The organism is Pseudomonas sp. FG47, from assembly GCF_057809115.1.
In genome coordinates this window covers 1-20,771 of sequence record NZ_JBMDJI010000021.1, presented here as the reverse complement: position 1 = coordinate 20,771, position 20,771 = coordinate 1, and the positions used below count along the sequence as shown (strand labels likewise).

Here is a 20,771-nt window from a genome sequence, read left to right as displayed (position 1 = left end):
GATTTGTCAGCAAAGCATCAGCTGCCGTAGACCCGGCGCAACCAGCGCGCCTGGCCATCGGGCAGGGGTTTGAACGCCTTGCGCCGATGCAGCACGCGGGCGTTCTTGAAAATGAAGAAGTCACCGGGCTGCAGCACCAGCTCTATGCCCTGGATGTCCTTGAGCACCTGGCGCAGCAGGCTGAGCGCGGCCCGGGCGGGCTCGGCGCTGGCGCTGACGATGCCGTCGTCGAAGCGCAGCCGATAGCCGTTGGCGCCACGCTCGAGAATCGGCATCACCCGTTGCTCGCCGTCATGGCCTTCGTTGGAGGCCGGCGCGCCGAAGGCGAAGGCCGGCTGGCTGAGGTGCTCGATGGCCCAGGCCGGCAGGCGTGACAGCACATGGTCGACACAGACGATGTCGGTGGAGGCCTGCTCGTGGTTACGCACGGCGATGAACGCCAGGTAGTTGGGCACGCTGCGGGCGACATCGCTGGCCTGGTCATCGAATGGCCAGTTGGGGTTGTCGGTATGCCACGAGAAATCCACATCCGCGCCCCAGGAACTGGTGGTGCCCGCCGCTTGCGCCACCGGCACCACATTGCGCACCAGCTTGCCGTGGTTCTCGTACTCCACGGCGTGGGAGCGCACCCCCAGCAGGTTGAGCATGCCGAAATGCAGCAGGTCGAAATCCAGCACGCACTGGGCATCGGGCAAAAACCCGTTGCTTGGCGACGGCACCGCGGTGGACAGGCCGATGCCGCGCAACAGCAGGGCCTTGTGGCTGCACCCGGCAAACCCGCGGATGCTCTCGACCAGGGCTGGGCCAAGCAGCGAGCGCAGCCAGTCGGCGCCCACCGCGCCGACGTTGTCGGCGCGGTGCGGCATGCTGGCCAGGCGTTCGCGGCAGGCTGCCAGCCCGGACAGGTCGGCATCGCTCACGGTCAGCACCTGGACCACCGAGGCCTGGTGCACATCCAGCGCCATGAGGCTCATGATTGGCGCTTCAGGTAGGACGTGACCTTGGGATCCGGACGATGGGCAAACCGCGCGCCGCGCCGCAGCAACACACCGAGAGGCAAGATCAGGTAGAGCAGAACGTATTCCATGTTGCACCTTCCCTAGTAGATGAAATGTTCAGTCCAGCGGCACGGTCTCGCGCCAGTCGACCGCTTCCTCGAACTGTGGCTGCTGGGCTTTCTCGAGGTAGAAATCGCCGATGGCCAATACGTCCATGTTGGTGCGCATGAAGCAGCGGTAGGCCTCGAACGGCGTGTTGACGATGGGCTCGCCACGCACGTTGAACGAGGTGTTGACCAGCGCCGGGCAGCCGGTGCGCTGGTGGAAGCGTTCGAGCAAGGCGCGAAAACGCGGGTTGCGCTCGCTGTCGACGGTTTGCACCCGCGCCGAGAAGTCGACATGGGTGATCGCCGGCAGGTCGCTGCGCACCACCTTGAGCAGGTCGATGCCGGTCAACTGCGCCTGGTGCCCCGGCACGCTCTTGCGAATCGCCTGGGCCACCGGCGACACCACCAGCATGTAGGGGCTCTCCTCGACGATGTCGAAGCAGTCGGCCGCGCGCTCGGCCAGCACCACCGGGGCGAACGGGCGGAACGACTCGCGGAACTTGATGCGCAGGTTCATCGTCGACTGGGTGTCGGAGCGTCGTGGGTCACCGAGGATCGAGCGGTTGCCCAGCGAGCGCGGGCCAAACTCCATGCGCCCCTGGAACCAGCCCACCACGCCGCCTTCCTCCATGCTCAGGATCACCCGGTGGTCGAATTCCTCCTGGCTCAGCTGCTGGTACACGGCGCCGCATTCATCCAGCTCGGCGCGGATCTGCTCGGCGCTGTACTGTGGCCCGAGCAGCGAGCCGCTCATGCCATCGACCGCCTCGGGCAGCTCGCGCTGGCTGACCTGGCGCTGCCGGCGATCGGTGAGCAACGCCGCTCCCAGCGAGCCTCCGGCATCACCGGCGGCTGGTTGAATCCACAGGCGCTCGAAGGTCCGCTCGCGGGACACCACGCCGTTGGCCACGCAGTTCAGGGCCACGCCACCGGCCATGCACAGGTTGCGCTCGCCGGTAAGCTCGCGGGCGGTCTTGGCCAGGCGCGAAACGATCAACTCGGTGACTTTCTGCACCGAGGCCGCGAGGTCGAACTCACGCTCGGTCAGCGGCGCCTCGGGCAAACGCCGCGGGCCGCCGAACAAGCGCACGAAGGCTTCGCCGGTCATCACTTCACCGCGGATGAACTCGAACTTGGTCCAGTCCAGGCGGAAGCTGCCGTCGGGCTTCACATCGATCAGCTCGGCGAGGATGCGCTCGGCGTATACCGGCTTGCCATAGGGCGCCAGGCCCATGAGCTTGTACTCGCCGGAGTCGACCTTGAAGCCGCAGAAGTAGGTGAACGCCGAATAGAGCAGGCCAAGCGAATGCGGGAACGATAGCTCCGCGACTTTCTCCAGGCCTTCGGGCTTGCCGTGCCAGAGCGTGGTGGTGGCCCATTCGCCGACGCTGTCGATGCACAGGATCGCTGCCCGTTCAAAGGGGCTGGGGAAGAAGGCCGAGGCGGCATGGGAGGCATGGTGGCCATGCACCTCGATGCGTCGGTCGGCGCGGTCGCCCATCTCCTTGAGGTGGCGCAGCACTTCTCGGTCCATGCGCCGCTTGGTGCTGAGCCAGTCGGCCAATACCGGGGCGTAGGTGCGCACCGCCGACAGGCCAGCGACCGCCGCGGTGGACAGCACCCGGCGAAACTTCAGGGCCGGGTCCTCGTAGTAGGCCACGTGGTCGACCTGGTCCAGGCGCAAGCCCGCCTCGGCCAGCACGTAGGCAATGGCCTGGCGCGGGAACCCTGGGTCGTGGCGGATGCGGCTGAAGCGTTCTTCCTGGGCCGCGGCGACGATGCGCCCATCGATCACCAGCGTGGCCGCGCTGTCGTGGTAGAAGGCGGAGATGCCGAGAGTGCAGGTCATAGCAGCGACCTCATGGTTTCCTTGAACTTGTCCAGCATGGTGTCCTCCCTGGGTGGATTGAGCGCGACGTATCCGGTACGGATACGCGCCCATAGTTCGTCGCGGTCGCGTGTGGAAAATGCGCTGAGGTAAGCGTCCAGGCTGGCGGCAGCCCAGGCGCTGTGGCCGGTGGAAATGTTGTCGATGGCGTTGTGCAGGTCGACGAACAGGGTCGGGTAGCCATAGGCGACCAAGGCCTTGTGGGTGCGCCGGTAGCCACCGCCCACGCCGGACAACTCCATCGCCAGGTTGAGCCCGAGGATTTCCGGGCAGTAGCTCTGTGGATAGCGGCCGATGGCCAGCCAGAACACTGGCAGCTCGAAGTCCTCGTCGGTGAAACACTCCGCGCCGGCATAGCCTGGCGCGGCGGTGGCCGGTAGTTCGCCATGCACCGCCCGCAGCAACTGGCGGTAGATCACCGGGTGGTTCTGTGCCTCGAGGCCGTTGCCCAGCTCGTCGTACAGGGTCTCGAACAGGCGGCTGCCAAAGGTCGAGGCCGCCAGGGACGGATGGGCGAAACCGGCCAGCCAGGCGCCGTCGATCATGGTCAGCGGCGCCAAGGCGACGATGTCGGCAATCACCTCTTCGCGGCTGGGCAGGTCCTGCGGCTGCTCCAGCGCCTGGTTGGACAGCGCGTGCTGCTGTTGCAGCCACTCGCGCAGCACGCCTGGGGCCCAGCGTTCGGGTAGCGGGCAGCGGCCCTTGGCCACCCCGCGGGCGGCCTTGACCAGCCAGCGGTTGACGTAGTGCCGGGCATGGTTCTGCTCGGCTGGGGTCAGCTCGACGTGCAGCAAGCGCGGGTAGGCCTGGCGCGGTGCCAGGCGAGTCGCCAGGATCGGCGCCTCGACCTCCTCGCCCAGCAGCCCGGCCAGCAGGCCGTCGTCTTTCCACAACGCGCGAGCCGGCTGTGGCTGAGGCTGTTCGGCGTAAGGCAGCCCGGCGATCCAGCGCTCGAGGATGGCCAGGTCGTCGCGGCTGAAGATGCGGAACATCTTGCCCCGCGGCGATACCAGGGTGGTCAGCAACGGGCTGCCTTGCGGGTTGCCGGCGCGGACATAGGCACTGGCGGCCAGATGCTCGAGAAACCGCAGCGAGTCATCCTCCTCCAGCAGCGAGCGCATCGGCACTTTGTTCAAGCGGGTTTTCTCGTGGTACTGGCAGGCATCCGGGCGTCGCCGGCTGATCAGGTCACGGGCGGCCTCGCGCGGGTCGAGCCAGCGTTCCAGCACGGCGAGCAGCGCGGTGTTCGCCAACTCGACCTGCCCGCGCGCCCAGCCATACCCCTGGCGCATGCCTTGCTGGGCCTCGGGCGCGGCCTGGGCGAGGTACTCGCGTACCGCGGCCTCGGCCAGCGTTGCCAGGTCTTGCGCCGAACCGCACGGGTCGCGGCGCAGGTCGAGCAGGCGCTCGCGCCCAGGCTGCCCATCGGCGATGAAGGCGAACATCGGCAACACGCCACAATGGCGCAGGTAGAGGTTGGCCCCGAGGATCTGCGGCAACAGCGACTCGGGAAAATGCCCGAGCAGCACCAGCATCGCCGCCAGGTTGAACGCACCGTCGCAGACACTGGAATCGTCACCGATGGACTGGGGATCCTCGCCGGCATCCGACGGCGCCAGCTCACGCATCAGCTCGCGATAACGCTGGATACGGCTGGCGCCGGGCCGGCCACCGCCAACATCCAGCGCATGGACCTGCAACATGGCCATGGCATAGCGCGCTTCGTTGTTCCAACTGGCGCAGACGGCGTGGATCAGGTGCTGGCTGCCAAGCAACAGCGGCGCGGCCTCACGCACGGCCTTGGCGCGCAGCGCCTGGCCCTCGTGCTCGCCGAGACGCTGCTGCAGCTGCCGCCAGCCCTGGCCGATGGCCTGCAAGCGCTGCGCGGCGTCGGCGGCCAGGCCGGCCAGCTGCTGCGGGCAGGCGAAGTCGGCCTCGACCTGCACGGCGCCGGGCGCGGCGGCAAGGCAGGCGCGCAGGCTGGCGGATGAAAACATCCGCCGGGCCTGGTCCCCCGACTCGGCGCCGAGCAGGCTGGAAAATAACTGCCGATGGTTGTTCATCAGTGCATTGGATAAATAGAGGAATTGTTCTTTTTCTTGGACTTCTTCTTGCGTTTGAAGAGCGATCCGAGGGCCTGGCGAATACGTTTGAACATGGTCTTTTCCTCACATGTCATTGCAGATGGTGATGAATGGCCTGCGCCACTACATCGTTTCCAAGGTCGGTAAAGTGCGCGCGATCGACAAAGAACCATTCATTCGCCGGGCGCGCTTGCAGCGCGTCGACCAAGTTGCTAAACGGGATGCCCAGGGCATGGCAGCCGCTGGCGAGTTTGTCCGCGTACTGGGCAGCCACCGCCGGATCGGAAATATCACCGTACAAGTGTTGCCAGGTCCCCAGCCGGGAAATACGGTCCAGTTCGTCAAACAACTTCTGTTCTTCGGCGCAAGGCGAACGCACCCAAGTCGCCAAGGGTTGCATGACGAAGGAAAGTTCCGCACCCAGCGACTGCGCCAGGCACTTCCAGGTTTTCAGGCAGTTCAGCGTATCGGCCGTGGCCCGCGCCAGGGTCTGCGCCACAGGCGGCACCGCGGTGGTTTCATTGGGCCACTTGGGAAGTTTTGCCGGTGGCAGTTTCGCCCCGTGCTCCTCGGCGATCTCGTCGAACTTCTCGTAATATTCGCCGCAGAAATAAAACGCTGGCAGTTCACCGCGAACGAACTCTGGCAGCCGCGCCATCACCAGGGTGTTGAAGCCCCCCATGACCACGATCCGGCGGATTTTCGGCAGCCGGTGCATATGCAGCATGAACAGCGTCAGCTCTTGGGTGGCGTTGAAGCAGTGGCCGGCAAAATTCAGCCAGGGGGTGCCTTGCGGGTCATGCGCCGCCAGCCGGCTGACCACCGAGGCAGCATCGCTGGAAGCCCCGTAGCCCAAGGCCGGCGACGCGCCGACAAGAATGTTTACCGGGCCGTCGGCACAGTCTTGGAGCTGGCCGGCGCTGATCGCCCGGCCTTGCTTGTCGTGGGCGAAGCGAAAGCCCAGGCGGTCGGTGTTGATCGACGCCGATTGATAGCCTGCGGCATTGAAGCTCATGACATAGGGCAGGTATTGCGAACGGCCGCGATTGGCGAAGCGGTCGTAATCGAGCATCTGCGGCGTGAGTTTTACGCGCTCGAGCGAAGGATCATCAAGCGCAACGGGTTTGCGACTCTTGAACATGGTCAAGCCACTCCATTGGATTACAATTCATTCCATTAACGGCGTTGCATTTATTGCGGGCAAACAATAGCCGTCAAAGTATCAATCTACTTTTTTCGAGCACCCAGCACTTGGCAACCCTACCCCAACGGGCACGGCATACTAAGTTTCAGGCGCAATGCGGCCCCACGTCTTTTTGTGAAAAGTCAGTGGTCGCGCGATAAAGGGGCAGGATTAACTAAAAGGCAGGGTGTGGCGAAAAGGAGGCGTGGTGAGCGGCTATCCGTGCAAGGAAATCCATACTGGAAGCAGTTGTTTTTATTTTCAGGTGCTGCCAAAGACATCCAAGCATTATCATTATCCCTTGTTATATTTTCTTCGGTTCCAACCGAAGCGACGCTCAGGCCACCGATTTTTGAGGAGCCCGCGGCAGCTGTCAATACGTGCAAAGTCGCATTTCATCGATTAAATGAAAAGTTCACGTTCAGTGCACAGGCGTAACCACCCGAATGAATAACATTGCGCTTGCGAAGCACACCATTGATTAGCTAAAGCGCTCATGTAACATTCAGATGACATCACGCCAGCGGCAAAAGCATCAGTTCGCCACTATGGCCTGGCCGTGATGCTTGGCCCTTGCAAAGGAGTCCGCCAGGATGCGCGTCAGTTGCACCGTAAAAACCTGGAGCATGGCTCTGCTACTGACCTTGTTCAGCAACGTCACCCTGGCGGCGGTGCAAGTGCTGCAGCTTGGCCGGGCCCAGCCCTACGATTTGCTTGCCTACAGCAATGCCGACCAGCTCCGGCCCGAGCTGGCCGAACGTGCCGTGGTGATCGTCCACGGCGTGCGCCGTAATGCCCAGGACTACTACGCTGGCGCGCAGCAGCTGTTGGCCAACGCCGGGCTTGGCGGCCCCGCCGTCTTGCTGATCGCGCCCAACTTCCTCAGCGCCGACGATTCGCCTGCCACCGACGCCATGCCGCTATGGCCCAAGGACCGGTGGATGCAAGGCAGCGAATCGAGCGCCGGTCGCCGCGGCATCGCCACCTTCAGCGTGCTCGACGACCTGCTGGCCTACCTGGCCGACAGCAGGCGCTTCCCGCGTCTCAAGGAAGTCGTGCTGATCGGCCACTCGGCCGGTGCCCAGCTCATGCAGCGCTACGCCGTGCTGGGCAAGGCGGTCGCGGGCCTGCCGGTGCGCTACGTGATTTCCAGCCCATCCTCGTACCTGTACCTGGACGCCAATCGGCCAACGCCCACGGGCTTCGCGCCGCTGCCGGGCAAGCATTGCCCGGGCTACAACCAGTATCGCTATGGCCTCGAGCAGCCTCCCGCCTACCTGGTCAGCCAAGGCCTGGACGCCAAACAGTTGTTTCGCCGCTATGCGGCGCGCAACGTGACCTACCTGGTGGGCGAACGCGATACCCATGCCACCAGCCGCATCATGGACCACAGCTGTGGCGCCGAGGCGCAGGGGCGCGACCGCGTCGAGCGCCAGCTCGGCTATCTGCGTTACGAGAGGTTTGTGTCGCGCGCCTGGGCTGTCGACATCGCTCATCGGCAGTTCGTGGTGCCCGGGGTCGGGCACAATGCCGCGCAGCTGCTGGCCAGCCCGCAGGTGGCTCGCTGGCTGTTTCCCAGCGAGCGTTAGGGGCCAGATAGCAGGCCCCACCTGCGGCCCCGGTCCGCAGGAGCCAGCTTGCTGGCGACGCAGTGCCTGGCACCGGCTACGCCGGTGTTCGCCGGCAAAGCCGGCTCCTACGCAGAGCAACTGCCCGTGCCCTGTAGGAGCCAGCTTGCTGGCGAACCATGCAACACGGTGGATAGCACCGGCTGTGCCGGTGTTCGCCGGCAAGCCGGCTCCTACGCAGAGTGCAGCCTACTTTGCCCTGTAGCAGGCAACGCGGTGGATGGCACCGGCGCCTACGGGGTCATGCTTGGGCTGCCACGCTACGGCCGTGGCCGCGGCTGGTGACGATGCCGAGGAACGAAATCAAAATCGCCAGGCTCAAGGTGGCGGTCACCTCGGCGCGGTGCTCCTCGGTGAACATCATCACCGCCAAGGCGCCGCTGATGAACAGGATCACCGCCCAGGTCAGGTAGGGGAACAGCCACATGCGAAACTTCAGGTTGGCGTTCTCGCGCTCCAGGCGCCCACGCATGCGCAACTGCGAAATGGCGATCACCAGGTACACCAGCAAGGCGATGGCGCCGGAACTGGCCAGCAAAAACTCGAACACGCCCTTGGGCGCGAAGTAGTTGAGGATGGCGATGGCCGCGCCGATCAGCGTGCTGCCGAACACCGCCGCGCGCGGTACGCCGACCTTTGAGGTGTGCTTGAGCATGGCCGGGGCGTCACCGCGCTTGGCCAGCGAATACATCATCCGCGAGGCGATGTAGATCGATGAGTTCATGCAGCTGGTCACCGCGATCAGCACCACGAAGTCGACCATCAACGCGGCGTTGGGAATGTTCATGATTTCCAGCGCCCGCTGGTACGACCCCACCATGGCCAACTGCGGATCGTTCCACGGCACCACCGAAATGATCACGAAGATCGACAGGATGTAGAAGGTGCTGATGCGCCAGATCACCGAGCGGGTGGCCTTGGCGATGTTGCGCGCCGGGTCGCTGGACTCGGACGCCGCGATGGTCACCGCCTCGGTGCCGATGAAGCTGAACATCACGGTGATGAACGCCCCCACCACCGCCGACCAGCCCTTGGGCGCGAAGCCGCCGTGCTCCTCCATCAGGCTGCTCAGGCCGCTGACCTCGCGCGCGGGCAACCAGCCCATCAAGGCGGCGAAGCCCAGGCCGATGAAGCCGAGGATCGCGGTGACCTTGAGGATGGCGAACCAGAACTCGAACTCGCCGTACTTGGCCACGCTGAACAGGTTGGTGCAGGCCAGCAGCAACACCGAGCCCAGGGCGAAGATCCAGCTGTCCACCTGGGGGAACCAGGCATTGAGCACATGCCCGGCGGCCAGAGCCTCGATGGGGATCACCAGCACCCAGAACCACCAGTACAACCAGCCGATGGTGTAGCCGGCCCAGCGGCCGATGGCCTGGTCGGCATAGGTGGAAAACGAACCGGTATCGGGGTGGGCCACGGCCATTTCGCCGAGCATGCGCATCACCAGCACCACCAGGGTGCCGGCCACGAAATAGGAAAGAATGGTGGCGGGCCCGGCGGCCGCGATAGCGTGGCCGGAGCCGACGAAAAGTCCGGCACCGATGATGCCGGCGATCGACAGCATCGTTACATGACGTGGCTTGAAACCTTGTGCAAGGTTGCCATCAGTTCCCACGGTGTTCATTGATATTGTTCTCTTTTTGCGGACACAAGGACGGGATGGGCAGGCGTAGGCGAAACAGTATCTCCTTGAAAAGCAATAAGAATGACACGTCGCTCACGCTCTGTTGTTGACCTTGTTCACGCTTTCACAGAGCAACGCACCGGCGATTTCGGGGTTCATTTAAGCCCCCTGGGCGGTGGGAAAATTGTTCGAGAACGTCCCGTAGGTGCGCGATCACGACACCCCATGCCCGATCGCGGCAGATGTCGCGTTCGGCTTGTCCATTTGCGTCAATCCGCGTCGCGCCAGGGATTCCCCCGTCAAGAATGGCTGGCGATGAGCACGCTGCCGGCACTGTCTCGGAGCAAGCCCGCCGCACAAAGCCTTACAGTTTTGCAAACGCGCGGCAGGTAACGTTCATCCCACTTCACCAACAGCAAGGGATGCCATGACTGTCATTCTCGATGACCCCAGCCTGCGCCTGGTCGAGCACTACCGCGACGACCCGCACCTGCGCGGCGCACTCAATGCCCTGACCCAACAGACCTACGGCTTCGATTTCGAAGCCTGGTACCAGGCCGGCTTCTGGCCGGACGACCACCAGCCTTGCTCGCTGGTGCGCCAGGGCCAGATGCTGGCCAACGCCTCGAGCAACCGACTCGACTTCAGCCTCGACGGCCAGCACCTGCGCACCGTGCAGATCGGCACGGTGATGACCGCGCCCGAGGCCCAAGGCAATGGCTACAGCCGCTACCTGATGGAGCGCCTGGTGTCGCGCTGGGCCAAGCGCTGCGACCTGCTGTACCTGTTTGCCAACAGCACGGTGCTGGACCTGTACCCCAAGTTCGGCTTTCGTCGGGTGCTCGAACACGAGCATTACCTGCCGTGGTCGGCCTCCCCGCGTGCCAGCAGCTTCAAACCGGTTGACCTCGATGCCAGCGATCAACGCCGCCATTTCATGGCAACGGTCGCCAGCAGTTGTCCACAGGCACGTTTGAGCCTGCAGCCGCATGTGTCGCAGACCATGTTCTATTGCCAGGGCCCGTACCGCGAGGCGCTGCACTATTCGACGGCGCATGACGCCTATGTGGTGGTGGAGCACGAGCAAGGCCGGATGCTGCTGGCCGAGGTGTACTGCGCACGGCCGGTCGCGTTGCTGGAGATTGTCGGGGAGTTGGTCCGCGGCGAGACCCGCGAGGTGGTGCTGGGCTTCACGCCGTTGCAGGGCGACGGGTTCGCCACTCGGCTTGTGGATAACGACGATGCGTTGTTCGTCTGGGGTTCGACCGCCACCGCCCTGGAAGCGCAGCCGCTGATGTTCCCACTGCTCTCACATACCTGACGCGCTCCTCTTGTAGGAGCCAGCCTTGCTGGCGAACCAGGCGCCGCGGTGTCTGCCACCCGCCGCGCCGGTGTTCGCGGCCCGCTCCTGCAGGGATTGCGCCAGCGAGGTCCATGAGATCACCCGCAAGCCATCTGCTGCATCACCAGGTCAGGCAGATCTTGCCGAAATGCCGGTTGCTCTCCTGGTAGCGGAACGCCTCGACGATCTGCTCCAGTTCAAAGTGCTTGTCCACCACCGGCCGCAGGCCATTGGCGTCGATGGCGCGGACCATCGCCTGCTGTTGCGCGCGGCTGCCCACCAGTACCCCTTGCAGGCGGATCTGCCGCACCAGCGCCTGGACCAACGGCAACTGTCCGGCGACACCGGTAAGGATGCCGATCAACGACACATGCCCACCGATGCGCGCGGCGATCATCGATTGCTCCAGAGTGGCCGGGCCGCCGACTTCGATCACATGGTCCACGCCACGTCCAGCAGTGAGCTCACGTACTTTCTCGCCCCATGCCGGCGTGGTCTTGTAGTTGATCAGGTGGTCCGCGCCAAGAGCCTTGAGGCGCTCGAGCTTGGCATCGCTGGACGAAGTGGCGATCACCGTGGCGCCGGCCAGCTTGGCGAACTGCAAGGCGAAGATAGACACGCCACCAGTGCCCTGCACCAGCACGCTGTCACCCGGCTTGAGGTGATCATCGCTCATCAGCGCGCGCCAGGCCGTGAGCCCGGCGGTGGTCAGGGTCGCCGACTCGGCATGGCTGTAGCCCTTGGGCGCATGGGTGAACGAGGTGGCGCGGGCGGTCACCTGCTCGCGGGCGTAGCCGTCGATGCCATCGCCCGGCACGCTGGCGAAGCCTTCGACCTGGGCCTGGCCGTCGAGCCAGTCGGGGAAAAAGGTGCTGACCACCGCATCGCCGACCTGGAACTCGCTGACACCGGCGCCCACCGCGATGACCTCGCCGGCACCATCGGCCATGGGGATACGGCGCTCGCTCGGCCCCCACATGCCGCTGACCACGGCAAAGTCATGGTAATTGAGGGAACTGGCGTGCAGGCGCACGGTGATTTCGCCGGCCTTGGGCGCTGCGGCCTCGCAGTTGCCAACCTGGACCTTGTCGTAGCCGCCGCCGGGTTGGATGTAGATGGCTTTGCTGCTCATGAGAGGCGTCTCCATCGGGGGAAAGGTGCAGTGCAGCTTAGACAGGTCTCCAGCCTGGTGTGCGCCCATCGCCAATGGCGAACCGGCACGGTCCCTGTAGGAGCGGCTTTAGCCGCGAACACCGGCGCCAGGAAAAATCCAGCGTCACTGAGCTTCCCGCAGCAACGCCTGCAACGCCCGGCAATCCGGCGCATGCCAATCGACCAACTGCGGCCAGGGGTTGTCCGGCAGGTTCACCAGCACGGTGCGGGTGCCAGCGGCGCGGCCGCAATCGAGGTCGAAGCGGTAGTCGCCGACCATCACCATCTCGCCAGGCGCCACGCCCCAGGCCCGGGCGATCTGCAGCAGCCCATCCGGGCTGGGCTTGGGCGCGGCCTCGTCACGCCCAAGAATCTGCTCGACCGGGAAGCAGTCGGCCAGGCCGATGGCTTGCAGGGTCACATGGGCCAACTCGCGGGCGTTACGGGTGAGGATCGCCAGCCGGCAATCGCGCGCGGCCAACTCACGCACCAGCTCCACCGCCCCGACCGCGGCCTGCGAGGCCAGCGCCAGGTCGCGCTCGTGCTCCAACAGCCAAGCGTGCTTGGCCGCCGCTTCATCTGCCGGCAACGCGGCCAGATGGGTGAGGATATCGTGCGTGGCCGGGATGCCCAGCGCCTCGCGAATGGCCGCGAAATCATGCACGGCCACGGTCAGGGTGCCGTCCATGTCGAACACCCAGTGGCGGATCTCGCCCAGGCTCATGCCCAGTCCTGGCGATGGCGGATCAAGCCTTCCTGGGTCGACGAGGCCACCAACTGGCCGGCGCGGTTGAAGATGCTGCCACGGCAGAAGCCACGGGCATTGCCTGCCCAGGGGCTGTCGGTGGCGTACAGCAACCATTCGTCGGCGCGCAGGTCGCGGTGGAACCACAGCGAGTGGTCGAGGCTGGCGATCTGCATGTCCTTCTGCCACACCGAGCGACCATGGGGCAGCAGCGAGGTGGTCAGCAAGCCGAAGTCCGAGGCGTAGGCCAGCAGGTACTTGTGCAGCGCGGGGATGTCCGGAAGCGTGCCGTCGGCACGGAACCAGGCGTACTTGACCGGGTCGCCCGGCTTGGGGTCGAACGGGTCGCGCTCGGTCACCGGGCGGATCTCGATGGGCTTGGCGCACAGCACTTTCTCGCGGATGCGTTCGGGCAGCTTGTCGGCCAGCTTGTGGGCCAGCTCGACCTCGCTGGGCAGGTTCTCCGGGCCGACCACGTCGGGCATTTGCGCCTGGTGCTCGAAACCCTCCTCGTCGTACTGGAACGACGCGCTGCAGGTGAAGATCGGCTGGCCCTTCTGGATCGCCGTCACCCGCCGGGTGCTGAAACTGCCGCCATCGCGCACGCGGTCCACCGAGTAGACCACCGGCATGCTGGCATCGCCTGGGCGCAGGAAATAGCCATGCAGCGAATGTACATGGCGCGCGTCCTCGACCGTCTGGCTGGCCGCCGACAACGACTGGCCGAGCACCTGGCCACCGTACAGCTGGCGAAAGCCCAGGTCCTGGCTGCGTCCGCGGAACAGGTTCTCCTCGATGGACTCGAGGCTCAGCAAATCGACCAGATCGTCGAGTACATGGCTCATGGGCATCTCCTGGCAAGGCGTCACGGTGCTGTTATGTCGGCAAATGATACAAGGTTTGTCATACAACCCGTCGATTGGATGGCCCTGCCCTCAACCGCGCTGGTTCTCTTGCCAGCGGGCGCGGTCAATGCGGTACAGCACATGCGGGCGCAACGGGTCCCCCACTGGCAGGCGTGGGTGTTCGAAGCTGCCGGCCGGGTCCTGGCGCATGCCGATGGCTTGCATGACTTTCTGCGAGGGCACGTTGCTGGCGGTGGTGAAGGACACCACCTCGTCCAACTGCAACTGGGCGAAGGCGCAGCGCAGGCAGGCCCACGCCGCCTCGCTGGCAAAGCCCAGGCCCCAATGGCGACGGGCCAGGCGCCAGCCGATCTCCACCGCTGGGGCGAAGGCGGCGTCGAAGTTGACGTTGAGCAGCCCGGTCATGCCGATGAAGGCGCCGCTGTCCTTGCGCTCCAGGGCCCACAGGCCGAAGCCGTATTCGTTGAAGTGGCCGCGGATGCGGCCGATCAGCGCGGCGGCCTCTACCCGGCTCATCGGTGCCGGGAAGTAGCGCATCACCTGTGGGTCGGCGCACAGCGCGGCGAATTCGCGCAGGTCGTCGTCCTGCCATTGGCGCAACACCAGGCGCGGGCTTTCCAGTTCGAGGATGGGGGGCATCGCGGGGCTCCAGAATCGCAGTGCGCCAGTGTACAGCGTAGGCCGATCCGCGCGCCCGTACCCAGTGCGATGCTTTTTTCACATCGGCTTCACCGCCCTCCGACAGCCGGCTGCGCAGAATGCTGGCAGACACAGCGGCCACCGTCGACGCCGCACTGCCATCGGAGTGACGCATGCTGCCCAGCAACACCTTGCCCAACCCGGCCATCCTGGCCCGCCCCCGGCGCCGCTGTTCGCCCATGGCCCTCGGCGCCGCCTGCGGCCTGCTTCTGGCCCTGGTCGGCGGCGGGGCGTGGCTAGCGACGAGGACATCCATCGTGAACCTTGGCAATGAGCAACAATTGAGCGACAGCGGCCTGCTGCAAGACTGGAAGGACGGCGCGGTGATCGTGATGATCCGTCACGCCGAACGCTGCGATGCGGCTCCCGGGCCGTGCCTGGACGCGCATGGCGGGATCACCGTGGCCGGCAGCCAGGCGGCGCGGCGGGTTGGCCAGGGGCTGCAGGAACTGGGGCTCAACGGCGCCGACCTGCTCAGCAGCCCCAAGCTGCGCACCCGTCAGACCGCGCATTTCATTCTCGGCCAGGCGGTGGCCAGCGAAGACTGGCTGGGTACCTGCGGCCCGCAGTTCCCCGCCGAAGCCATGGCCCGCAAGCGGCCTGGGCACAATTTGCTGCTGGTGACCCACAACGGCTGCATCGACCATTTCGCCCGCGTGCAGCATGTTCCTGGTGGCGAGCGTGCCAGCGGCTATGCCAGCGCGCTGTTCGTCTCGGTGGATGGTAGCGGCAAGGCGCGCATCCTCGGGCGCCTGAACGAACCAGACTGGCAACGGGTGCTGGCCTCCAGCGGCCGCTGAGCCCACACCCCCTGTAGGAGCCAGCTTGCTGGCGAACCCGTCGACGCGTCGGGTGGCACCGGCTATGCCACTGTTCGCCGGCAAGCCGACGCCTGCGACGCTCGATTGCATTGGCATCGGCGCCAGCAATACTGGCAAGATCGGCACTCGCCCCCACCGCGCCGACACCATGCCCCTGCCGCTGATCTACCACGACGACTACAGCCCTGAATTCCCCCCTGACCATCGCTTCCCGATGGACAAGTTCCGCCTGCTGCGCGATCACCTGGTGGATAGTGGCCTGACCAGCGACGAGGCCCTGCTGCGTCCTGAAATCTGCCCCAATGACATCCTCGCCCTGGCCCATGACCGCGACTACATCGAGCGCTACATGAATGGCGAGCTGTCCCGCGAGGACCAGCGCCGCCTGGGCCTGCCCTGGAGCGAAGCCCTGGCCCGACGCACCGTGCGCGCGGTCGGCGGCTCGCTGCTGGCCGCCGAGCAGGCGTTGCAGCACGGCATCGCCTGCCACCTGGCCGGCGGCACCCACCATGCCCATTACGATCACCCCGCCGGTTTTTGCATCTTCAACGACCTGGCGGTGATCAGCCAGTACCTGCTGCAGGCCGGGCGGGTGCAGCGGGTGCTGATCTTCGACTGCGACGTGCACCAGGGCGACGGCACCGCGCGCATCCTCCATGACACCCCCGAGGCGATCACCGTGTCGCTGCACTGCGAGCAAAACTTCCCGGCGCGCAAGGCCCAGAGCGACTGGGACATCCCCCTGCCGCGCGGCATGAACGACCAGGCCTACCTCAAGGTGGTGGAAGACGCGCTGAACTACCTGCTGCCGCTGTACCAGCCCGACCTGGTGCTGTACGACGCCGGGGTCGACGTGCACCAGGACGACGCCCTGGGTTACCTGCAGCTGACCGACGCGGGCCTGGCCGCCCGCGACGAGCACGTGCTGCGCCAGTGCCTGGGCCGCGACATCCCGGTGGTGGGGGTGATCGGCGGTGGCTACAGCAAGGACCGCCTCGCCCTGGCCCGGCGCCACGGCATCCTCCATCACAGCGCCGCGCGGGTCATCGGTTGTTCACAATGACTGTGGAACCGCCTGTGGATAACCTGCGGGAAAGCCGCGCCAGCCCTTTAACTGCGTGAGCTGCAAAGGGTTGCTCATTTTTTGAGCAGTACCTGGGCAGGGCGCGCTGGGGTAGAATGCGCGCTCTTTTCCACAGCCTGTCGCCCACCATGAACGATCCCCGCCCCAGTTCCCGTCCCCTTGTCGCCGTGATCGGTGGCGGCCCTGCCGGCCTGATGGCCGCCGAGGCCCTGGCCCGACGCGGGGTGGCGGTCGAGGTGTTCGACGCCATGCCCTCGGTGGGTCGCAAGTTCCTGCTGGCCGGGGTCGGCGGCATGAACATCACCCATTCCGAGCCCTACCCCGCCTTCGTCGGCCGCTACGCCGAACGCCAGGGCGACATCGACGCGCTGCTGCGCGGCTTCGACGCCGAGGCCCTGCGCCAGTGGATTCACGGCCTGGGCATCGAAACCTTCGTCGGTACCTCGGGCCGGGTGTTCCCCCGCGACATGAAGGCCGCGCCGCTGCTGCGCGCCTGGCTCAAGCGCCTGCGCGAGGCCGGGGTGGTTATCCACACCCGTCACCGCTGGTTGGGCTGGAACGCCGATGGCACCTTGCGGATCGCTTATCCACAGGGTGAGTTGCAACTGCGCGCCGACGCCGTGGTGTTGGCCATGGGCGGTGGCAGCTGGGCGCGCCTGGGTTCGGACGGCGCCTGGGTGGCGCTGCTGGCCGAGCGCGGTGTGGATATCTCGCCGTTGCAGGCGAGCAACTGCGGCTTCGAGGTGGCGGGCTGGAGCGACCTGCTCAAGAGTAAGTTCGCCGGCGCGCCGCTGAAGAACATTGCCCTGGCCATGCCAGGCGTCGCGCCGCGCAAGGGTGAATTCATCCTCACCGCCCAGGGCGTGGAAGGCAGCCTGGTGTATGCATGGTCCGCGCCCCTGCGCGAGGCGATCAATCGTGACGGACAGGCCACCCTGCTACTCGACCTGCTACCGGACCGGCCTGTGGACAAGATCGCCCAGGCCCTGGCCAAGCCCCGGGGTTCGCGATCGATGGCCAAGCACCTGCACGGTCAGCTGGGTATCGACGGGGTGAAGGCTGCGCTGTTGCGCGAACTCACCGACCCCGCGACCTTTGCCGAGCCGCAGCGGCTGGCGGCGGCGCTCAAGGCATTGCCGATCACCCTGGTGCGCGCGCGGCCGCTGGACGAAGCGATCAGCAGCGCCGGGGGCGTGCGTTTCGAAGAGTTGGACCCGGGCTTGATGCTGACGGGCTTGCCCGGGGTGTTCTGCGCCGGCGAGATGCTGGACTGGGAGGCGCCAACCGGCGGGTACCTGCTGACGGCGTGTTTCGCCAGTGGTTTGCGCGCGGGAAATGCCGCGGCGGATTGGCTGATGCGCCCGGCGTAAGTCCCTGTTCGCCAGCAAGGCTGGCTCCTACGCAGTCACCTGCAGGAGCCGGCCTTGCCGGCGAAGCGCTTCAGGGCTTGCGCTTGCCCGGCTTCGCGCCGAAGCTCGGGACCTTGCGCACGGCCTTCACCGGCGGCTGCGCGGCGCCAGCCTCGGCGCTGTCCATCCAACGCCCCAGGCCGCGCTTGGCGCTGTTCTCCTTGGGCTTTTTCGGCTTCTTCGGTTTCTTCACCACCTGGCCGCTGGCGTCGATCTGCGGCACCCGGTGGTCGGGGATGAAGTCCGGCTCTTCATGGCGTGGCAACTGCTGGCGAATCAGCGTCTCGATCGAGGCCAGCAGGTTCACCTCATCGGCGCACACCAGCGAGATCGCCTCGCCCTTGTTGCCGGCACGGCCAGTGCGGCCGATACGGTGCACATAGTCCTCGGCGACAATCGGCAGGTCGAGGTTGACCACCAGAGGCAGGTCGTCGATGTCCAGGCCGCGGGCAGCGACATCGGTGGCCACCAGTACCTGGACTTCACGGGCCTTGAAGCTGTCCAGCGCACGCTGGCGGGTCGCTTGCGGGCGATCGCCGTGGATGCCGTCGGCATTCACGCCCTCGGCCAGCAGGCGCTCGACCAGTTGGTCCACGCCATTGCGGGTCTTGGCGAACACCAGCACCTGCTTCCAGCGCTGCTTGCGCAGCAGGTGGCAGAACAGGTCGGCCTTGCGTTTTTTATCCACAGGCACCAGCCACTGCTTGACCGTGCTGGCGGTGGTGTTGCGCGGGCTGACCTCGATGCTCAGCGGGTCGTTCAGGGCCAGGCCGGCGAGCAGGCGGATCTGCTCGGAGAAGGTGGCGGAAAACAGCAGCGTCTGGCGCTTGCGCGGCAGCGCGGCGTACACCGCCTGCAACTCTTCGGCGAAGCCCAGGTCGAGCATGCGGTCGGCTTCGTCGAGCACCAGGGTCTGCACCTGGCCGAACTTGATGGCGTTCTGCCGGAACAGGTCGAGCAACCGCCCTGGGGTGGCCACCAGCAGGTCGACACCACGGCGCAGGCGCATCATCTGCGGGTTGATGCTGACCCCGCCGTACACCGCATAGGTGGACAGCGGCAGGTTCTCGGCATACTCGCGCACATTGGCGTGCACCTGTTCGGCCAGCTCGCGGGTCGGCACCAGCACCAGCGCGCGGATCGAATTGCTGGCCACCTTCTCCCCTTCCAGGGCCAGGCGCTGCAACACCGGCAGGGCGAAGCCGGCGGTCTTGCCGGTACCGGTCTGGGCCGCGGCCATCAGGTCGCGGCCGGCGAGCACGGCGGGAATGGCCTTGGCCTGGACCGGGGTGGGGGTGGTGTAGTCCAGCGTCTGCAGGGTGCGCAGCAGCGGTTCGATCAGGCCGAGTTGGGCGAAGTTCATGGCAATACCGTCAGGGGTTCAGCGAAGGCGGCAAGTTTACCGCAACGTCCCTGCCTACTTGCACATTTCGCCTTTCAACGCTGCCGGCGGCTGCGGCGCCTTGCGCCATTGCGGCAGGCCGATCAGCACCACCGCGCCGATGATCACCGCCATGGCCACGCACTCTTCGGCGCCGATCTGCTCGCCGGCGAACAGAATCCCCAGCAGCACCGCCACCGCCGGGTTGACGTAGGCGTAGCTGGTGGCCGCCGCCGGGCGTACGTGCTTGAGCAGGTACATGTACGAGCTGAACGCCAGGATCGAGCCGAACAACACCAGGTAGGCCAGCGCGCCCCAACCGGCGGCGGTGGGCATCTGGGTCAGGCGCTCGCCGCTCACCGCGCTGCCGATCAGCAATGTGGCGCCACCCACCAGCATTTCTGCGGCGCTGGCCATGGCGCCCTGGGGCAGTGGCAGGCTCTTGCTCCACACCGAACCAAAGGCCCAGGCCGCCGCGGCGAACAGGATCAGCGCCGCGCCCATGGGGCTGGCCTGCAGGTTGGAGCCCATGTTGAGCATGCCGATGCCGACCAGGCCGAGGACGATCCCCGCCCACTCCAGGCGTGAGTTGCGATGGCCGAAGAACAGCCCGAACACCAGGGTGAACAGCGGCACGGTGGCCACCGCCAGGGCGGCCACGCCCGAGGCCACCCCGGCGTGCTCGGCCAGGGTCACGCCACCGTTGCCGCAACTGAGCAGCAAGAAGCCAATGGCCCCGGCCGCACGCCATTGCGGCCAGGTCGGTGCCGGCGCCCCGCGCCAGCGCAAAAAGCCATAGAGCAGGCTGCCGGCAATGACGAAACGCACCCCGGCCATCAGCATCGGCGGCCAGGACTCCACGCCGATGCGAATGAACAGGTAGGTCGAGCCCCAGACCAGGTACAGGGCTAGGAAGGCACCGATGAGCAACAGCGGGAAGCGACGAGAGGCTGGCATGACGAAGGGCTCGAAATCCGTTTACGGGTGACTTAGTTTAGAAAGGGTCGCCGCCAAACTTAAGTTACAAAACAGCTTTAAAACACCGAAACACTTTGTAATGGATGGTTGTGCGCACGCTTTCCCATCGATTGCAAAGTCACCAGGAATCGCCATGGACAAATACGACCGCATGCTCCTCGCCGCCCTGTTGGAAAACGGCCGGGCCACCTACGCGCAGCTGGCGCGCCAGGTCAACCTGTCTGCCCCGGCGGTGGCCGAGCGGGTGGCCAAGCTTGAGGCCAGCGGGGTGATCAGCGGCTACACGGCCAAGGTCGACCTGGAGAAGATCGGCCTGCCGATCCAGTGCGTGATCGAACTGCGCCTGACCAGCCATGGCAACCAGCAGGCCTACGAGGCATTGGAGAAGATCCCCGAGCTCACCGAGTGCCACCGGGTCACCGGCGACCCCTGTGTGATCATGCAGGCGGCGGTGGCGTCGATGGGCGAGCTGGAAGCCTTGATCAACCGCGTGTCGCAACTGGGCTTCAGCAAGACCTCGATCATCCTGTCGAGCGCGGTGCAGCGGCGGGTGCCGCTAGGGCATCTGGACAGCAAATCGAGCCGATAGGCGGTGCCGTCGATGGTGATATCGCGGTGCCTGGTTCGCCAGCAAGCTGGCTCCTACAGGACCGAGCCGACCGGCAAACCCGTAGGAGCCGGCTTGCCGGCGAACACCGGCATCGCCGGTGCCAACCTCCGCGGTGCCTGGTTCGCCAGCAAGCTGGCTCCTACAGGACCGAGCCGACCGGCAAACCCGT

The 20,771-nt window shown here is 65.8% G+C and carries 17 protein-coding genes; 6 read left to right on the top strand and 11 right to left on the bottom strand.

Going from position 1 to position 20,771, the window contains the following annotated elements; all coding sequences use genetic code 11:
- Positions 1-17 precede the first annotated feature (17 nt).
- From ACODS5_RS16395 to ACODS5_RS16380, 4 genes are all read right to left on the bottom strand, one after another.
- Complete coding sequence (locus ACODS5_RS16395) at positions 18-974, bottom strand: TauD/TfdA family dioxygenase (protein WP_489109162.1); 957 nt, start codon at positions 972-974, stop codon at positions 18-20.
- 141 nt (positions 975-1,115) lie between these two features.
- Positions 1,116-2,954: a carbamoyltransferase family protein gene (locus tag ACODS5_RS16390; RefSeq protein WP_489109161.1), complete on the bottom strand. Its 1,839-nt coding sequence runs from the start codon at positions 2,952-2,954 to the stop codon at positions 1,116-1,118.
- Positions 2,951-5,056 (bottom strand): iron-containing redox enzyme family protein, encoded by a 2,106-nt coding sequence (locus ACODS5_RS16385; protein ID WP_489109160.1) that lies wholly within the window; start codon positions 5,054-5,056, stop codon positions 2,951-2,953. Before ACODS5_RS16385 ends, ACODS5_RS16390 begins: the two co-directional genes overlap by 4 nt.
- Positions 5,057-5,168: 112 nt before the next feature.
- Positions 5,169-6,218: a hypothetical protein gene (locus tag ACODS5_RS16380; protein WP_489109159.1), complete on the bottom strand. Its 1,050-nt coding sequence runs from the start codon at positions 6,216-6,218 to the stop codon at positions 5,169-5,171.
- Positions 6,219-6,853: 635 nt separating this feature from the next.
- Between ACODS5_RS16380 and ACODS5_RS16375 the strand changes: the two genes are divergently transcribed.
- Complete coding sequence (locus ACODS5_RS16375; RefSeq protein ID WP_489109158.1) at positions 6,854-7,849, top strand: alpha/beta fold hydrolase; 996 nt, start codon at positions 6,854-6,856, stop codon at positions 7,847-7,849.
- A 280-nt stretch (positions 7,850-8,129) separates the two neighbouring features.
- Here the strand turns inward: ACODS5_RS16375 and gabP are convergent, their stop codons facing one another.
- Complete coding sequence (gene gabP / locus ACODS5_RS16370) at positions 8,130-9,515, bottom strand: GABA permease (protein ID WP_489109157.1); 1,386 nt, start codon at positions 9,513-9,515, stop codon at positions 8,130-8,132.
- Positions 9,516-9,942: 427 nt separating this feature from the next.
- Between gabP and ACODS5_RS16365 the strand changes: the two genes are divergently transcribed.
- Positions 9,943-10,836: a GNAT family N-acetyltransferase gene (locus ACODS5_RS16365; protein WP_489109156.1), complete on the top strand. Its 894-nt coding sequence runs from the start codon at positions 9,943-9,945 to the stop codon at positions 10,834-10,836.
- Positions 10,837-10,978: 142 nt separating this feature from the next.
- On the opposite strand, the gene ACODS5_RS16360 is transcribed toward ACODS5_RS16365, so the two are convergent.
- The 4 genes from ACODS5_RS16360 to ACODS5_RS16345 all read right to left on the bottom strand — a co-directional run bounded on the left by ACODS5_RS16360 (position 10,979) and on the right by ACODS5_RS16345 (position 14,259).
- On the bottom strand, positions 10,979-11,989 hold the full coding sequence (locus tag ACODS5_RS16360; protein ID WP_489109155.1) for a zinc-dependent alcohol dehydrogenase family protein: 1,011 nt from the start codon (positions 11,987-11,989) through the stop codon (positions 10,979-10,981).
- Positions 11,990-12,133: 144 nt separating this feature from the next.
- Positions 12,134-12,733 (bottom strand): HAD family hydrolase, encoded by a 600-nt coding sequence (locus tag ACODS5_RS16355; RefSeq protein ID WP_489109154.1) that lies wholly within the window; start codon positions 12,731-12,733, stop codon positions 12,134-12,136.
- Positions 12,730-13,599, bottom strand: a complete 870-nt coding sequence (gene tesB, locus ACODS5_RS16350) for an acyl-CoA thioesterase II (RefSeq protein ID WP_217850411.1) — start codon at positions 13,597-13,599, stop codon at positions 12,730-12,732. Before tesB ends, ACODS5_RS16355 begins: the two co-directional genes overlap by 4 nt.
- A 90-nt stretch (positions 13,600-13,689) precedes the next feature.
- Positions 13,690-14,259 (bottom strand): GNAT family N-acetyltransferase, encoded by a 570-nt coding sequence (locus tag ACODS5_RS16345; protein WP_489109153.1) that lies wholly within the window; start codon positions 14,257-14,259, stop codon positions 13,690-13,692.
- A gap of 173 nt (positions 14,260-14,432) precedes the next feature.
- On the opposite strand from ACODS5_RS16345, the gene pmrG reads away from it, so the two are divergent.
- The 3 genes from pmrG to ACODS5_RS16330 all read left to right on the top strand — a co-directional run bounded on the left by pmrG (position 14,433) and on the right by ACODS5_RS16330 (position 17,594).
- Positions 14,433-15,119, top strand: a complete 687-nt coding sequence (gene pmrG, locus ACODS5_RS16340; RefSeq protein ID WP_489109152.1) for a lipopolysaccharide core heptose(II)-phosphate phosphatase PmrG — start codon at positions 14,433-14,435, stop codon at positions 15,117-15,119.
- Positions 15,120-15,288: 169 nt separating this feature from the next.
- Positions 15,289-16,203 carry a histone deacetylase family protein gene (locus ACODS5_RS16335; RefSeq protein WP_489109194.1) on the top strand — a complete coding sequence of 305 codons (915 nt, stop codon included), beginning with the start codon at positions 15,289-15,291 and terminating at the stop codon, positions 16,201-16,203.
- Positions 16,204-16,352: 149 nt separating this feature from the next.
- Positions 16,353-17,594: a TIGR03862 family flavoprotein gene (locus ACODS5_RS16330; protein WP_134692329.1), complete on the top strand. Its 1,242-nt coding sequence runs from the start codon at positions 16,353-16,355 to the stop codon at positions 17,592-17,594.
- 70 nt (positions 17,595-17,664) lie between these two features.
- Here the strand turns inward: ACODS5_RS16330 and rhlE1 are convergent, their stop codons facing one another.
- Together rhlE1 and yedA are read right to left on the bottom strand one after the other, a co-directional pair.
- Positions 17,665-18,996: an RNA helicase RhlE1 gene (rhlE1, locus tag ACODS5_RS16325; RefSeq protein WP_134692327.1), complete on the bottom strand. Its 1,332-nt coding sequence runs from the start codon at positions 18,994-18,996 to the stop codon at positions 17,665-17,667.
- A 54-nt stretch (positions 18,997-19,050) separates the two neighbouring features.
- On the bottom strand, positions 19,051-19,971 hold the full coding sequence (gene yedA, locus ACODS5_RS16320) for a drug/metabolite exporter YedA (protein WP_489109151.1): 921 nt from the start codon (positions 19,969-19,971) through the stop codon (positions 19,051-19,053).
- A 154-nt stretch (positions 19,972-20,125) separates the two neighbouring features.
- Between yedA and ACODS5_RS16315 the strand changes: the two genes are divergently transcribed.
- Positions 20,126-20,581 (top strand): Lrp/AsnC family transcriptional regulator, encoded by a 456-nt coding sequence (locus ACODS5_RS16315; RefSeq protein WP_489109150.1) that lies wholly within the window; start codon positions 20,126-20,128, stop codon positions 20,579-20,581.
- Positions 20,582-20,771 lie beyond the last annotated feature (190 nt).

Excerpts from the sequence above, each read along its gene's own strand:
- ACODS5_RS16345 (WP_489109153.1), bottom strand. The coding sequence starts at position 14,259 with ATGCCCCCCATCCTCGAACTGGAAAGCCCGCGCCTGGTGTTGCGCCAA.
- rhlE1 (WP_134692327.1), bottom strand. The coding sequence starts at position 18,996 with ATGAACTTCGCCCAACTCGGCCTGATCGAACCGCTGCTGCGCACCCTG.
- yedA (WP_489109151.1), bottom strand. The coding sequence starts at position 19,971 with ATGCCAGCCTCTCGTCGCTTCCCGCTGTTGCTCATCGGTGCCTTCCTA.
- ACODS5_RS16360 (WP_489109155.1), bottom strand. The coding sequence starts at position 11,989 with ATGAGCAGCAAAGCCATCTACATCCAACCCGGCGGCGGCTACGACAAG.
- tesB (WP_217850411.1), bottom strand. The coding sequence starts at position 13,599 with ATGAGCCATGTACTCGACGATCTGGTCGATTTGCTGAGCCTCGAGTCC.
- ACODS5_RS16335 (WP_489109194.1), top strand. The coding sequence starts at position 15,289 with ATGCCCCTGCCGCTGATCTACCACGACGACTACAGCCCTGAATTCCCC.
- ACODS5_RS16365 (WP_489109156.1), top strand. The coding sequence starts at position 9,943 with ATGACTGTCATTCTCGATGACCCCAGCCTGCGCCTGGTCGAGCACTAC.
- ACODS5_RS16355 (WP_489109154.1), bottom strand. The coding sequence starts at position 12,733 with ATGAGCCTGGGCGAGATCCGCCACTGGGTGTTCGACATGGACGGCACC.
- ACODS5_RS16380 (WP_489109159.1), bottom strand. The coding sequence starts at position 6,218 with ATGTTCAAGAGTCGCAAACCCGTTGCGCTTGATGATCCTTCGCTCGAG.
- ACODS5_RS16390 (WP_489109161.1), bottom strand. The coding sequence starts at position 2,954 with ATGACCTGCACTCTCGGCATCTCCGCCTTCTACCACGACAGCGCGGCC.
- ACODS5_RS16330 (WP_134692329.1), top strand. The coding sequence starts at position 16,353 with ATGAACGATCCCCGCCCCAGTTCCCGTCCCCTTGTCGCCGTGATCGGT.
- ACODS5_RS16375 (WP_489109158.1), top strand. The coding sequence starts at position 6,854 with ATGCGCGTCAGTTGCACCGTAAAAACCTGGAGCATGGCTCTGCTACTG.
- ACODS5_RS16395 (WP_489109162.1), bottom strand. The coding sequence starts at position 974 with ATGAGCCTCATGGCGCTGGATGTGCACCAGGCCTCGGTGGTCCAGGTG.
- ACODS5_RS16315 (WP_489109150.1), top strand. The coding sequence starts at position 20,126 with ATGGACAAATACGACCGCATGCTCCTCGCCGCCCTGTTGGAAAACGGC.
- gabP (WP_489109157.1), bottom strand. The coding sequence starts at position 9,515 with ATGAACACCGTGGGAACTGATGGCAACCTTGCACAAGGTTTCAAGCCA.
- pmrG (WP_489109152.1), top strand. The coding sequence starts at position 14,433 with ATGCTGCCCAGCAACACCTTGCCCAACCCGGCCATCCTGGCCCGCCCC.
- ACODS5_RS16385 (WP_489109160.1), bottom strand. The coding sequence starts at position 5,056 with ATGAACAACCATCGGCAGTTATTTTCCAGCCTGCTCGGCGCCGAGTCG.